Source organism: Sphingomonas sp. DC1600-2, from assembly GCF_049897605.1.
Classification (GTDB): Bacteria; Pseudomonadota; Alphaproteobacteria; order Sphingomonadales; family Sphingomonadaceae; genus Sphingomonas.
In genome coordinates this window covers 285,624-299,270 of the sequence record NZ_JAFCWO010000004.1, presented here as the reverse complement: position 1 = coordinate 299,270, position 13,647 = coordinate 285,624, and the positions used below count along the sequence as shown (strand labels likewise).

At 66.4% G+C, this 13,647-nt stretch carries 15 protein-coding genes; all 15 read left to right on the top strand.

Features of this window, described 5'->3' with window-relative positions; all coding sequences use genetic code 11:
* The coding region (locus tag ACP7BL_RS11420) for a flagellar hook-basal body complex protein FliE (RefSeq protein WP_426258370.1) at positions 1-142 on the top strand (142 nt) is incomplete at its 5' end.
* Between the two features lie 5 nt (positions 143-147).
* Complete coding sequence (fliF, locus tag ACP7BL_RS11415; protein WP_341204182.1) at positions 148-1,887, top strand: flagellar basal-body MS-ring/collar protein FliF; 1,740 nt, start codon at positions 148-150, stop codon at positions 1,885-1,887.
* A complete protein-coding gene (gene fliG / locus ACP7BL_RS11410) occupies positions 1,884-2,891 on the top strand; it encodes a flagellar motor switch protein FliG (RefSeq protein WP_426258363.1) in 1,008 nt (335 codons plus the stop codon). Before fliF ends, fliG begins: the two co-directional genes overlap by 4 nt.
* Positions 2,884-3,639 carry a FliH/SctL family protein gene (locus tag ACP7BL_RS11405; RefSeq protein WP_426258362.1) on the top strand — a complete coding sequence of 252 codons (756 nt, stop codon included), beginning with the start codon at positions 2,884-2,886 and terminating at the stop codon, positions 3,637-3,639. The genes fliG and ACP7BL_RS11405 overlap by 8 nt, the downstream gene beginning before the upstream one ends.
* Before the next feature lie 118 nt (positions 3,640-3,757).
* A complete protein-coding gene (locus ACP7BL_RS11400) occupies positions 3,758-5,086 on the top strand; it encodes a FliI/YscN family ATPase (protein ID WP_126849248.1) in 1,329 nt (442 codons plus the stop codon).
* On the top strand, positions 5,079-5,504 hold the full coding sequence (locus tag ACP7BL_RS11395; RefSeq protein WP_426258361.1) for a hypothetical protein: 426 nt from the start codon (positions 5,079-5,081) through the stop codon (positions 5,502-5,504). Before ACP7BL_RS11400 ends, ACP7BL_RS11395 begins: the two co-directional genes overlap by 8 nt.
* A gap of 564 nt (positions 5,505-6,068) precedes the next feature.
* Positions 6,069-8,204 carry a flagellar hook-length control protein FliK gene (locus ACP7BL_RS11390; protein ID WP_426258360.1) on the top strand — a complete coding sequence of 712 codons (2,136 nt, stop codon included), beginning with the start codon at positions 6,069-6,071 and terminating at the stop codon, positions 8,202-8,204.
* 18 nt (positions 8,205-8,222) lie between these two features.
* Positions 8,223-8,813: a flagellar basal body-associated FliL family protein gene (locus ACP7BL_RS11385; RefSeq protein WP_426258359.1), complete on the top strand. Its 591-nt coding sequence runs from the start codon at positions 8,223-8,225 to the stop codon at positions 8,811-8,813.
* Positions 8,814-8,816: 3 nt separating this feature from the next.
* Positions 8,817-9,785, top strand: a complete 969-nt coding sequence (locus tag ACP7BL_RS11380; RefSeq protein WP_341204176.1) for a flagellar motor switch protein FliM — start codon at positions 8,817-8,819, stop codon at positions 9,783-9,785.
* Entirely contained in the window at positions 9,782-10,072 is a 291-nt protein-coding gene (gene fliN / locus ACP7BL_RS11375; RefSeq protein ID WP_010405391.1) for a flagellar motor switch protein FliN, read from the top strand. The genes ACP7BL_RS11380 and fliN overlap by 4 nt, the downstream gene beginning before the upstream one ends.
* 5 nt (positions 10,073-10,077) lie before the next feature.
* On the top strand, positions 10,078-10,338 hold the full coding sequence (locus ACP7BL_RS11370) for a flagellar biosynthetic protein FliO (protein ID WP_010405393.1): 261 nt from the start codon (positions 10,078-10,080) through the stop codon (positions 10,336-10,338).
* Positions 10,335-11,189: a flagellar type III secretion system pore protein FliP gene (fliP, locus tag ACP7BL_RS11365; protein ID WP_033963875.1), complete on the top strand. Its 855-nt coding sequence runs from the start codon at positions 10,335-10,337 to the stop codon at positions 11,187-11,189. Before ACP7BL_RS11370 ends, fliP begins: the two co-directional genes overlap by 4 nt.
* 123 nt (positions 11,190-11,312) lie before the next feature.
* On the top strand, positions 11,313-11,582 hold the full coding sequence (gene fliQ, locus ACP7BL_RS11360) for a flagellar biosynthesis protein FliQ (RefSeq protein ID WP_426258358.1): 270 nt from the start codon (positions 11,313-11,315) through the stop codon (positions 11,580-11,582).
* A 127-nt stretch (positions 11,583-11,709) separates the two neighbouring features.
* On the top strand, positions 11,710-12,492 hold the full coding sequence (fliR, locus tag ACP7BL_RS11355) for a flagellar biosynthetic protein FliR (RefSeq protein WP_010405398.1): 783 nt from the start codon (positions 11,710-11,712) through the stop codon (positions 12,490-12,492).
* Entirely contained in the window at positions 12,492-13,619 is a 1,128-nt protein-coding gene (locus tag ACP7BL_RS11350) for an EscU/YscU/HrcU family type III secretion system export apparatus switch protein (RefSeq protein WP_426258357.1), read from the top strand. The genes fliR and ACP7BL_RS11350 overlap by 1 nt, the downstream gene beginning before the upstream one ends.
* Positions 13,620-13,647: the final 28 nt, after the last annotated feature.

Genomic DNA, 13,647 nt, shown 5'->3' with positions numbered 1-13,647 from the left:
AGCCTATGAACGTGGCGAGACGATCGACATCGCCAAGGTGATGATGGCGCGTCAGCAAGCCTCGGTTGGCTTCGAAGCGACACTGGAAGTCCGCAACAAACTGCTGTCCGCATACAAGGACATTATGAGCATGCCGGTCTAAGATAGATGAGCAACGCCCTCACCCCCGCCCCGCAGTCCGGTGTCGCCGCCCTGGTGCCCGAACGCTTCGCCAACCCCTTGCAGCAGATCCAGGGTCTGCTGGCGCAACCGGCCGTGCGCCGCAGCTTGCCGATGGTCCTGCTCGTCGGCCTGATCGCCGCCGCCGCGCTCGCCTGGATGATGCTCGCCACGCCCACGCAGAAGACGCTGTTCTCAGGGTTAGCCGACAGCGACAAGGCGTCGGTGACGGCGGCGTTGCAACAGGCCAATATCACGTCGCGGATTGACCCCGGCACCGGCGCGCTGACGGTCGCGGAGGACGATTATTCGCGCGCGCGCATTCTGCTTGCAGGTCAAGGCCTGCCCAAGGCCGCGCCCGGCGGATATCAGATCCTCGACAATCTGCCGATGGGCGTGTCGCGCGCCGTCGAAGGCGAACGCCTGCGCCAGGCACGCGAGACCGAACTCGCACGGTCGATCCAGGAGATTGACGCCGTTGCCGAAGCCCGCGTCCACCTCGCCACGCCCGAACAATCGGTGTTCGTGCGCGACAATGCCGCGCCGTCCGCCTCGGTGATCGTGAAACTGCAACCGGGCCGTTCGCTCGGCGACGCGCAAGTGTCCTCGATCGTCAACCTCGTCGCCTCGTCTGTCCCCGGCATGAAGCCCGAGGGGGTTACCATCGTCGACCAGATGGGCGGATTGCTCACCAAGGGTGCCAACCAAAGCCAGCTCGGCATAGCCAGCGACGAACGCATCGCCTTTCAGCGACGCGTCGAAGAGAAGTACCGCGCCCAGGTCGTGCAATTGCTCACCCCGCTGATCGGCGCGGGCAATTTCACCGCCGAAATTCAGGCCGATGTCGACTTGAACGAAACCCAGGCGACGCGCGAAAGCTATGACAAGCAAGGCGCGCTCCGCGTCGAGCAGGGCCAATGGACCGGCAATGGCAAGGACGCGCAAGCCCCCGGCGGCATTCCGGGCGCGCTGTCCAACACGCCGCCGCCCGCATCGACTCTGTCCGCCCCGCAACCCGCCGCAACGCCGACCCCGGCACCGCCCGCAGGCTCAGGCGTCTCGACTCCCGGTGCCGCTGCACCGGTGGTGGCGGCCGCTGCCGGCGCGGTGAGCGATGCGATGAAAGCGAGCGACCAATATTCGCGCGCTTATGATCTAGGGAAAGAAGTGTCGGTCAGCCGTACCGCCCCTGGCACGATCACGCGACTGTCGGTCGCGGTGCTGCTGCGTGACCCCGAAACCGGCAAGCCGCGCGGCACGCTCGAAATCCAGCAGGTCACGCAACTCGTCCAGACGGCGGTGGGCTTCAACCCCAGCCGGGGCGACCGCGTTACCGTGATCAGCCGCAAATTCGCTGGCGGAACCGCGCTGGACGACAAGCAGCCCTGGTATGAGGCGGGCTGGCTACCGGTGGTGGCGCGCAATGCGACCGCGCTGGTGATCGCGTTGCTGGTCTTGTTCCTCGGCGTCCGCCCGCTCGCCAAGAGCCTGATGAAAAAGGATCCCGCACCCGTGGCATCGCAGGATCGCCCGGCGCTGGGTCGCGATCTGCTGAGCGAAGCGCAGGGGGGCGGACAGGCCCCGCCGCCGCCAACCGACCAGCCCGTCAGCATCGACGCGCTGGAAAGTGCCCGCAACTATGACGATCGCATCGGCATGGTGCGCGGCTTCACCCGCGACAATCCGGCGCGCGCCGCGCTCGCTGTTCGGGACATGATCAAGTCATGAACGCTCCCATGCGCACCTTTACCGGCGTCGAACGTGCCGCCGTGTTGATGATGCTGGTCGGCGAGGAAGAAGCCGCCGCGATCCTGCAAAAGCTCGACCCCGAAGAAGTCCGCCAGCTCGGCAAGGCGATGTTTGCGGTTGCCGATGTCAGCGAGATCGAGGTCGAATATGCGCTCGACGATTTCGTCGGCAAGGCACGCGAGCGCACCGCGATCGGTTTCGACCCGCGTCCGCGGATCGAGGCGGTGATGACGCGCGCGCTGGGGCAGGAAAAGGCCGATAGCGTGCTGGCGCGGATCGTCCCCGCTGAAGACGCGTGCCAGCTCGATTTGCTCGACTGGCTCGACGCCAGCGAAATCGCCGCGATGATCGAGAAGGAACATCCCCAGATCGCCGCCGTGCTGATCGCCAATCTCGAACCCAGCGTCGGCGCGCAAGTGCTCGAACTGATGCCCGATGCCGCCCAGCCCGACATCCTGCACCGGCTCGCGCGGCTGGGGCCGATCACACCCGAAGCGGTCGAAACGCTGCGTACGATGCTCGCCAACCGCGCAGGTGCTGCACAGGCATCGGCCGGGGTGACGCTTGGCGGCACGCGCGATGCCGCCAAGATCCTGTCGAGCGGCCGCAAGGCGACCGAGCTGCGCGTCATGCCGAAATTGTTCAAGATCGACCGCGACGTCGCCAAGGCGATCGAGGAAGCGATGTTCGTGTTCGAAAATCTGCTCGAACTCGACGACAAGAATCTGGGTACGCTCATCCGCAACATCGACAGCGACATTCTGACGCGCGCGCTCAAGGGCGTGGACGAGAGCATTCGCGGGCGCTTCCTGGGTTGCATGTCGAGCCGCGCCGCCGACGGCATTCGCGACGAGATGGAAGCACGCGGACCGATGAAGCTCTCAGAAGTGCTCGACGCGCAAAAGGTGATCATCCAGATCGCACGCAACCTCGCCAAGGACGGCACCATCCAGATGGGCGCGGGTGAAGACGATTATGTCTGAATTCACCGCCGGATTTTCCGCGCGCAGCCGGGGCGTGGCGGAAGCGCTGCAGGCCGCCTTCGCGCCGCGGGTCGCGGGCTTCGCCGCCGCCGATTTGCGCGAGCGGGCCGAGCGCGGGCCGGTCTCTTTCTCCCCCCACGACAGCGACGGCGAACGCCCGCGGCATTTCTCGCCCGCCGCCCCCGGCACCAATCCCACCGCAGGCTGGGATCCGTTCGATGCCAACCCGGCCCCGCCGGCACAGCCCTTTGTCGATCCAGTCGCGGTGGCGCATGAAGCGGGCTATGCGATCGGCTATGTCGAAGGCGGCGACGCCGCGCGTGCGGAAATGACGGCACTGGCGGAACGCGACCGCGCCCTGCTCGAATCGCTCACCCAGGCGCTGCAATCGAACGACCGGATCGACCGCGAAGCGGTTGCGCGGCGCTTGCGCGAAACGGTGCTGTTCCTGGTCACGCGGCTGGTCGGCGATGTCGGCATTTCGTCCGACCGGCTGGCCCAGCGGATCGAAGCCGCCGCCGACTTGCTGACCGATGCCACCGAATCGGCGATGCTGCGCGTCCACCCCGACGATGTCGCCTTGCTCGAGGGCAAATTGCCCCGCCAGATCTTCGCGGTCGGCGATGCGAGCGTGGCGCGGGGATCGTTCGTGCTCGAAAGCGCGTCGACCATCGTCGAGGATGGGCCGGACTTGTGGCTCGAACAATTGGCGCAAGCGATCGACCATGTCGCGGTGCCGGGGGCATGACCGACCCGCGCGCCGTTCGCCCTGAGCCTGTCGAAGGGCCATCGTTTGTCGCACCGCCGCTTGTGGGGCGAGAGGTGCTTCGACAGGCTCAGCACGAACGGAACACCAAGAGCATGCCATGCTGAACCGCTTCACCGGCGACTATCTCGACGCGCTCGGCCTGCCCGATTTCGCGCCACGACCCAAGGTGTCCGGGCGGTTGGCGTCGTTTGACGGGCTGTTGATGGAGGCCGTTGGCCTGACGCTCCCGGTCGGCACGGTGTGCCAGGTCGGCGATCGTCAAGCGGGCGTCGAAGCCGAAGTGATCGGCTTCCGCAATGGCCGCACCTTGTTGATGAACCTCGGCGGCCCTGCGGCGCTGCTCCCGCAAGCGCCGGTACGCCCGCTCGGACCTCCGGGCGAGGCTGAGGTCGGGGCGGCGCTGCTCGGTCGCGTGGTCGATGGCGCGGGCAAGCCGATCGACGGGCTGGGGCCGATCCGCGGTGCGGGGCGCTGGCCGCTTGCGGGCAAATTGCAATCGCCGCTCGACCGGGGTCGCGTGCTGCACCCGCTTGATGTCGGCGTGCGCGCGATCAATGGTTTGCTCACCGTTGGCCAGGGGCAGCGCATCGGCATCATGGCCGGTTCGGGCGTCGGCAAATCGGTGCTGCTCGGCATGATTGTGCGCGCGGCAGAGGCCGATGTCATCGTCATCGGCCTGATCGGCGAACGCAGCCGCGAAGTCGCCGACTTCCTCGAAACCAAGGTGGCAGGCGAAGCGCGCAAGCGTGCCGTCGTCATCGCCGTGCCCGCCAACCATTCGCCAGTGCTGCGCATCCGTGGCGCACTCCGCACCCATGCCATTGCCGAAGCCTTTCGTGCCGAGGGCAAGAAGGTGCTGCTGATCATGGATTCGCTCACCCGCGTCGCGCATGCCGGGCGCGAAATCGGCCTCGCGCTGGGCGAACCCGCCAGCGCGCGCGGCTATCCGCCCTCGGCGATCGCGATGCTGCCCAATCTGATCGAACGGGCGGGCACCGACGTTTCCTCGGGCGGATCGATCACCGCCATCTATACCGTGCTCGCCGATGGCGATGACGGCAACGATCCCGTGGTCGACAGCGCCCGCTCGATCCTCGATGGGCATATCGTGCTCAACCGCGCGCTGGCCGAACGCGGCGTTTATCCCGCGATCGACATCGGCCCCTCGGTCAGCCGCGTGATGAACGACATTGTCGATAAGCCGCACCAGATGGCCGCGCGCGTGCTGCGCCGCCACCTCGCCACCTATGAGGAAAATCGCGATCTGGTGCTGATGGGGGCGTATCGCTCGGGTGCCGATCCGGCGATCGACGCCGCCATCGCCTGCCATCCGGCGGTGCTCGAATATATCAAGCAGGACCCCGACGAGATGGTCTCGCTGCCCGACGCCGCCGCCGAGCTGATCGGCGTGTTCGGCGATGGCTAAGCCCTCCAAGCTCGACCGCATTCTGCGGGTGCGCACGCTCCAGCTTGGGCTGGTCCAGGCCGAGGAGGCACGCGCGCACGATCGCGCCGCCAGCGAACAAATGCTCAGGTCGCGCATTGCGCAGCTCACCGCGAACGTCTCACCCACACCGGCGGCGGAACCCGTCGCTGGCTTTTCGCTGGTCGCTGCAGCGCATTTTCGCGAGCGGCTCCACCAATCGGCCGAAGCAGCCGAAGGCCGCTTGCGCGCGGCCCAGGCAACCGCTGCGCGCGCCAGCGAAGCGACGCGTGAGGCCCGCCGCGACCAAAGCGCGATCGAGAAATTGATCGCCCGCGCCGACGCCGAGGCCGTGGTCAAGGCGATCCGCGCGATGGAAGCCGCACCGTCAACGCGCAAAATTCGGCACGATCCTTGCTGAAGCTCTGACGACGTCGATCGGGAGTTGCGATCGATCCCCGTTGGAGCCTGCATGATCGATCCGTTGCCCCTATCGTCTGCGCCATCCGCACTTGCCCCAGGCCACGGACAAGCCCCCGGCCACGGGGGCTCCACGCCCGGTGGTTTCGAGAAAGCGCTGGGCGCGATCCTCGAGGCACGCGATGCCACGACTACGGTGCCCGGAAGCACCTTGGCGATCCTGACGCGGCAAGCGGCTGCCGTAGACGGCAAAGGTTTGCCCCAACCCCTCCTGGCCACGGTCGGCGCGTCCGAAACCGACAGGCCGAGCGCCGTTCTGAATTGGGCTCCTTCACGAACCGATCCGACGGCCTCGGGAGCCACACCGGTCGTCCAGATCAAAACCGCTCTGCCGGCTCGACTCCCAGCCGCAGTCCCGAAGGCCATGCCCGCGCAAAATACGGCGTTGCAAACGACGTACGATGGCAGCCGGCTCGAATCCGCTGTGATCGACGCTGAAGGAACGTCCCTTGCCGCCGGGCCGTCCACGACGGCACCAGTCGCTTCCGCGAAGATCGCCGCACCTATGCCAGCCGTCGTGCTTGTGGCGGCGCAGGGTGGGACAGATAGCGGCGCGCCCGCTTCGCGGGTGCCCGCGGTTGCGCCAAACACCACGCTTGTCGCCATCGTAAACGATGGCGCGTCGCATCGCCCGACGGCCACCGCCAAAGATCCGCTCCCTCCGTCGACGACGCGCTGGCGGGACAAAGGGCAAGGCCTGCTGACCGGCGCTTCCGCAGCAGCAGTGGCCTCCGCAAACGTGACCGCAGCAGCAACGGCGGCACCGCTTCCCGCGATCGACCGGTCGAGCCACAAGCGGCCTGCCGCCGTACAAAGCGGGGCGGCTCCGCTTGCGCCTCTCGCCGCATCGATCGAGCCAGTCGTCCCGGCCGTGGTCGTAGCGGACGCGACGCCCGCGCCGACCGTCTTGGCCGAGAAGCCGCAGGCACTGTCGCAGGACAATAGCCCCCTGCCGGTGCCCTCACAAAGCGGGGCGGCTCCGCTTGCGCCCCTCGCCGCATCGATCGAGCCAATCGTCCCGGTGGTGGTCGTAAGGGACGCGACACCCGCACCGACCGTCTTGGCCGAGAAGCCGCAGCCATTGTCGCCGGACACCGGGACTTCCACGGCCGGAGCCGCAAAACCATCGATATCCCTTTCCGCCCCGCCTCGGGCGACCGGAGCACGCGTCCAAACCCTGAGCGCTTTTCTGGAAGCGCGCGACGCGACGGCGACATCGCGGGCACGCCCGGCGACGGCGCGCGCGCAGCCAGCGCACGCAGACAACAGCTTGCCCCAGGCCGTTCGCGTCGACGCAAACGATGCGACGATAGCGCTTGTCCCAAATCCGGGGTCGCCGCTGGTCGCGCCCGCTATCGCGTTTGCACCGGCGACCGGTAACGACGCTGAACTCGATTCAGGTCTGCAGAGCGTGGCAACCGTGGCCTCGCCCGCCGCGGCTCAGCGCGCGATATCGGTGACGAGCCTCAGGTCCGCACCCTCGCCAATTGTCACGACCGCAATATCGTCGCTGGCAACGCCCACCCGCCCGTCGACGCTGCCATCGACCGGGGCCCAAGCGCCCGTCACCTCAGATATCGCAAACGCCGCAGACGCGGATGCCACCATAGTCGGCCATACGGTATCGCCACCTGCCGTCCATTCGGCCGCGATCGTTCAGACCATCCCCGCCGCCGGGAGCGAGCTCGTCGCTGCGGCACCGTCAAACGCGCCAGCAAGGGTCGACACCCCGCCCGTTTCGATCACACTGCCAAATTCCGATCGCGTCGACGCGATCCGCCAGCCTGAGCCGTCTCGGCCCGAGCTCATAACCACGGCCCAACCGCTCCCCATCGTTTCAACGGCAACCGCACCCGTGGCAACGCCGCTGCCGGGCGACGCAGGGCCCTTGGTGCCTGCCGCTGTTTCCGCACCTGCGGCACCCCTCCCGATCGTTGCCGCGTCGAGCGCGATCACGCCGCCAGCGGTGCCGCAATCACCCCCGCGGGTTGATCGTTCGGATCCGCCGATCCGGGTCGCCCGGCGCGACGCCGCAGTGCCAGCCATCACCGTCAGCACGACGCCGCAACCCGCCGGTCAAGTCTTCGCGGCGGCAATCGCGGCGGCGACGTCCTGGCGCGACAAGCCCGCAGCCCGCAATGAGGGCGACACTGCCACACTCTCAGTCGCCCTCAGCCCGGCATCGACGGTCGATTTGCGGGGTCCGGCAAGCGTGTCGGCAACCGGCAAAACCGACGCCACGCCCCTCGACCTGAGGCAGGATCAGGGCTTGCAGCACATGATCGATCGCATCGAAACGCTCCGCGACGATGCCAATGCGCATGACACGCGCATAAAGCTTACCCCCGACGCACTGGGAAGCGTTGACGTCGCGGTGCGCCAGGATGGCGACCGCGTCCATGTTCGCTTCACCGCCCAGCATGAAGCCACCCGCGCGCTGATCGCCGAGGCGCAGCCGCGCTTGACCGAACTGGCCTCCGCGCGCGGCGTTCGCATCGGCGATACCAGCGTGACCACCGATAGCGCGGGCGGCGGCAACGGTGCCGCCCCGCAGCCGCGCCCAACCCCGCAACCTTCGCGAACGCCGCCCCGCGCGCGCTCCGAAGCCACTGACGATCCCGTCGACCACCGCCTCGCCTAAAGATGAAGGAAAGTAACCATGAGTGATGCCACCAAGGAAACGCCCAAGAAGAAGGGCGGCATGATGAAGATCCTGCTGCTCATCGTCGGCGGGCTGGTGCTCGTCGGCGGCAGCGTCGGCGGCGCGGTGTTCGCCATGCATGCCGGGCTGCTTGGCGGCAGCAAGGCCGCACCCGAGCCGACTGGCCCACGGCTGGTCCCCAAGGCCGAGCAGAAGCGCGTCGGCACCGGTGAGGGTGCCGAGGGAGCCAAAGGCGGCACCAAGCCACCGATCGGCGTGGGCGGCGACAAATATGCCTCGAATTACTATACCATGGACAAGGAGTTCACCTCCAACCTGCAGGACAGCGTCCATTTCGTGCAGGTCGGGGTCGCCGTCTCCACGCCCTATGACGATTCGGTGATCGAGAACATCAAGACCAACGAAATCGCGGTGCGCTCGGCAATCCTGATGGCACTCGGCGACACCACCGAGGAGCAGGTGTTTACCAGCGACGGCAAGAAGGTTTTGCAGCGTCGCATCGCCAAAGCGATCAACGATACGCTCAAGGAAAAAGAAGGCTTTGGAGGCGTCGGTAACGTTTACTTTACCAATTTCGTTGTTCAGTGAGGCATGGTTAACGAAGGCCTTCACAGCGCGAGCGACAGGCGGGAACGGCCCCGGCGGACAGCAGAGCATGTCACGCTGGGGACGGCCAACCTCAACCCGTTCGGCGACCTGCACACGGTGCAGCATTTGTCCGCGCGCCTCGCGCGCGGCGTGCGCGCCGTGTTCGAGCCGTTGCTGCGCCGCGAATGCCGCACCTGGGCCGAGCCTTTGGTGGTGCAGCGCCTGGCCGATTACCGGGTGGAACGCCCCGACGGCCTGACCGCGTGGCTGCCAATGGCGATGACGGCGGTTGGGACACCCGCCGCAGGGCAGGCGCTGGCGGTGCTCGACGGACGCTTCGTGATGGAATTGCTCGATCTGTTCTTTGGCGGCACGGGGGCCGCGCCCGCCAGCTTGCCCGCCGAATTCACCCCCGCCGCCGAGGCGATGATCGCCCAGCTCGGCCGGATGCTGGCCGAGCCGATGCGCGCGGCATGGGAGCCGCTCGCCCGCATCGAGTTCACCCCCGGCCGGGTCGAGGCGAATCCGGCGCTGATTACCGATCTCGACGCCGATGACGCCGTCGTCATCACGCGCTTCGGCATCGCCTCCGGGACCGCCAAGCCCGTGTTCCTCGACCTGCTCTATCCCGTCACCGCGTTGAAGCCACACGGCCCGTCCTTGACCGGCAAGGTGCATGGCAAGACCGCCGAGCCTGACCCGGCGTGGCGCAACGGCCTCACCCGTGCGGTGATGGACGTGCGCTTCCCGATCCGATCCGTACTGGCGGAACCGATGGTGTCGCTGAGCCTATTGATGGAACTGAAGGCGGGCGACGTGATCCCGATTTCGGTCGGTGGCGACGTGCCGGTGATGGTCGGCCGCGATCGGCTCGGCGCGGGGACTGTCGGTACGTCGAACGGCAAGGCCGCGATCAAGCTCACGCATATTTCCTACGACCTAGACCGTGCTTTCGGGGGTGAATTGCAATGACCGACTTGAGTGGCGGATTCCCCGTCGATGCCAGCCTGGCCGCCAATTTCCGGCTGCTGCAGGACGTCGATGTCAAGCTGACAGTCGAAATCGGTTCGACTTCGCTCACGTTGCGCGAATTGCTCGCGCTTGGCGAAAGCAGCGTGATCGAGCTCGACCGCCAAGCCAATGAACTGCTCGACGTGCTGGTCAACGGCACGCTGATCGGGCGCGGCGAAGTGGTGATGGTCGGCGACAGCTTCGGCGTGCGTATGACCGAATTGGTCAGCCCCGAGAAGCGGGCCTGATCGCCATGATGTGGTCCTATATCCTCAAGCTCGTCGTGCTACTGCCGCTGGTGTGCGGCCTGATGATCGGGTGCCTCTATGCCTGGCGTCGGCTCGAATCGCGGCTGCCGGGTCAGCCTGCCAATCGGCTGCTCAAGGTCACCGAGACCATGATGATCTCGCCCAGCGTCCGGCTGGCGGTGATCGATTTCGAGGGGCGCAAGCTGCTCGTCTCGGTCAGCCGCACCGGCGTCGCGTTGGTCGATCGCGGTGGGGACGCACGGTGAGCGTCAAGGTCATTCGCAAAGGCTCGGGCCCGGCGCTGATCAAGCCATCGGTGGCGCGCGTGCTGCCTTGGGGCAAGCTGGCGCTGATGCTGCTCGGCGTGGTTTTCGCGATCCTGGTCGCGCACCCTGCCTTCGCCCAGGCCGCCCCGATCGCGGTGCCGACCCCAGGGGCCGGCGACGCCGCCGATCGCGCGCTGAAGGATCTTGGCGGCGGCAATGCGCCGATGGCGCTGAGCTTGCAGATCCTGATCGTGATGGGGCTGCTGACGATCCTCCCGGGCATCCTGCTGATGATGACCAGCTTCACGCGCATCATCATCGTGCTGGCGATCGTGCGGCAGGCGATGGGCTTGCAACAGACGCCGCCCAACCAGGTGCTGATCGGCCTGTCCCTCTTCCTGTCCTTCTTCGTGATGGCCCCGACGATCACCCAGATCAACGCGACCGCGATCCAGCCTTATGCCGAAAGCAAGATCGGCGCGACCGACATGATCAAGGCCGCCGCGATCCCGCTGCACACCTTCATGACCAAGCAGACCCGCAAGAAGGACATCACCATGTTTGCCGGCATCGCCAAGAGCGGGCCGTACAAACAGGCCAATGACATTCCCTTTTCGGTGCTGCTGCCCGCCTTCGTCACCAGCGAGCTGAAGACCGCGTTCCAGATCGGGTTCCTGGTATTCCTGCCCTTCATCGTGATCGATCTGGTGGTGGCGACGGTGCTGATGTCGCTCGGCATGATGATGCTGTCGCCCACGATCATCTCGATGCCGTTCAAGCTGCTGCTGTTCGTGCTGGTCGATGGCTGGGCGCTGACGATGGGTAGTCTTGCCAATTCGTTCGTGAGTTGAAGCGATGCGCAGCACACGACCGTTCGGGCTGAGCTTGTCGAAGCCCGCGCGCAGCACCTGCCGCGGTCGCCGTGGCGCGCTGCCCTTCGACCGGCTCAGGGCGAACGGAAAGGAGCGTTTCTGATGGACGCGGACTATTTCCTGACCGTCGCCAACCAGACGATGTGGGTGCTGGCGCTCGCCGCCGCGCCGATCCTGATCCCGGCGCTGCTCGCCGGGCTGATCACTGGCATGATCCAGGCAGCGACCTCGATCAACGAACAGACTTTGTCGTTCGTGCCTAAGCTGATCGTCGTCGGGGTCTCGATCCTGGTGTTCGGCAGCTTGATCCTGGGGCTGCTCACCGATTTCACGATCGGCATTTTCGAACGGATCCCGGATCTGGTGCGATGAGCGCGGGCCTGACCCTTTCTTCCCCCCTCCCGCTTGCGGGAGGGGCTGGGGGAGGGCAGTTCCTTTATCGCGCGCAATGCTCGCGCCACGCCCCTCCCCTAACCCCTCCCGCAAGCGGGAGGGGAAGATGAACGGACCGCTCGGCTTCGGCCTGTCGATCGAGCCGCAATTATGGGCGCTGATCTTCGTGATGGTGCGCGTCGGCGCGGCGTTCATCGCGGCTCCCGTGTTCAGCGCGGTGTCGATCCCGGTCACCGTGCGCGTCACGTTGTCCGGCGCGATCGGCGTGCTGGTGCTCTCGGTGCATCCGGTGGTGCCGCCTGCGCAGATCTTCGCGCTCACCACCTTCCTGGCGGTCGCAGCGGAAGCGCTGGTCGGCTTTGCCATGGGCTTCATCCTGCAAATCGCATTCGCCGCGCCGATGATCGCGAGCGAAGTGATTGGCACCTCGATGGGCATCGGCTTCGCGTCCGCGATCGATCCGCAGAACGGCCGCTCGACCCCGGCGCTCGGCCAGTTTTTCTCGATGATGCTGACGCTGCTGTTCCTCAGCGTCAACGGCCACCTCATCCTCGTCGAGATGATCGTGAAGAGCTATGACGCACTGCCGCCGGGGGCCGCCTGGCTTAAACCAGCGCAGCTTGAGAATATCGCGTTTTTCGGCGGCTACACCTTCCTTGCGGGATTGCTGCTGGCGCTGCCGGTCGGCTTCCTGCTGCTGTGCCTCAATCTCGTCGTCGGCATGATCTCGCGCTCTGCCCCGTCGCTCAACCTGTTCGCGGTCGGCTTGCCCGCCAGCCTCGCGGTCGGCGTGGTTGCGCTCGCCTTGGGCTTTCCGGCGATGGGGGATTATCTGCTCGTCATCATCAACGAAGGTCTCGCCGCCACGCAAAGCCTGGTGCTCGGCTGATGGCAGACGAATATGGTGAAAAGACAGAAGCCCCAACCGCCAAGCGCAAACGCGATGCGGCGGAACAGGGCGACATCCTCAAATCGCGCGAGTTTGCAACCGCGCTGGTGATCCTCGCCGGGTGCGGCTGGCTGGCGATGATGGGGCCTTCGCTGGTCGGTGCGTGCAAGGAGATCATGACGTCGAGTTTTTCGTTCGACCAGCGCGATATCGAGGATTTCTCCCCTTTCCGCCCGCTCCTGCAAAGCGGCTGGAAGCTGGCACCGGCAATCGGCTCACTGCTGGCGGTAACGCTGGCGGCGGCGATCCTTGGCCAGGCCGGGCTTGGCCACCTTGGTTTCAATGGCAAATTGCTCGCACCCAAGGCGTCGCGGATCAACCCCGCCTCGGGCCTGCAGCGCATCTTCGGACCGCAAGGGTGGATCGAGCTCGGCAAGTCGCTGCTCAAGGTGGCGCTGCTCGGCAGCATCGGCTGGTATATGCTGCAACAGGCGTCGCACATGACGATCGGCCTTGCCTCGACCAATATCGGCACGGCCGTCGCTGCGCTCGGCGGCACCTTCATGGGGATTTTGTTCGCGATGGCGGGCGGGCTCGTGATCATCGCGGGCATCGACGTGCCGCTGCAATTGATCCAGCTGCTGCGCAAATTGCGCATGTCGAAACAGGCGATCCGCGACGAGCATAAGGAAACCGAAGGCTCGCCCGAGGCCAAGGGCGCGATGCGTCAGCGTCAACGCGAGATGGCCAAGCGCAACATGCGCGCGGCGGTGGGCGAAGCGCATGTCATCCTGACCAACCCGACGCATTTTGCGGTCGCGCTGCGCTATAATCGCGAGTCCGACCAGGTGCCCGTCGTCGTTGCCAAAGGCCGCGGCGTGATCGCGCTCGCGATCCGCGAATTGGGGGCGGAAGCGCAGGTGCCCGTGCTCGAATATCCCTCGCTGGCGCGCGCCGTCTATTACACCAGCCGCGAAGGGCAAGAGGTGCGCGACGACCTGTATGTCGCGCTGGCGACGATCCTTGCCTTCGTGTTCGGGCTCAACACCGCGGCGGGCGGTACGCCGCCGCCGGTGCTGGTGCCGCCGAGCGCGCGCTTCGACGAAAATGGCGTGAAGGAATCCTAAACATGACCGCCCGCCCGTCGTTCTTACA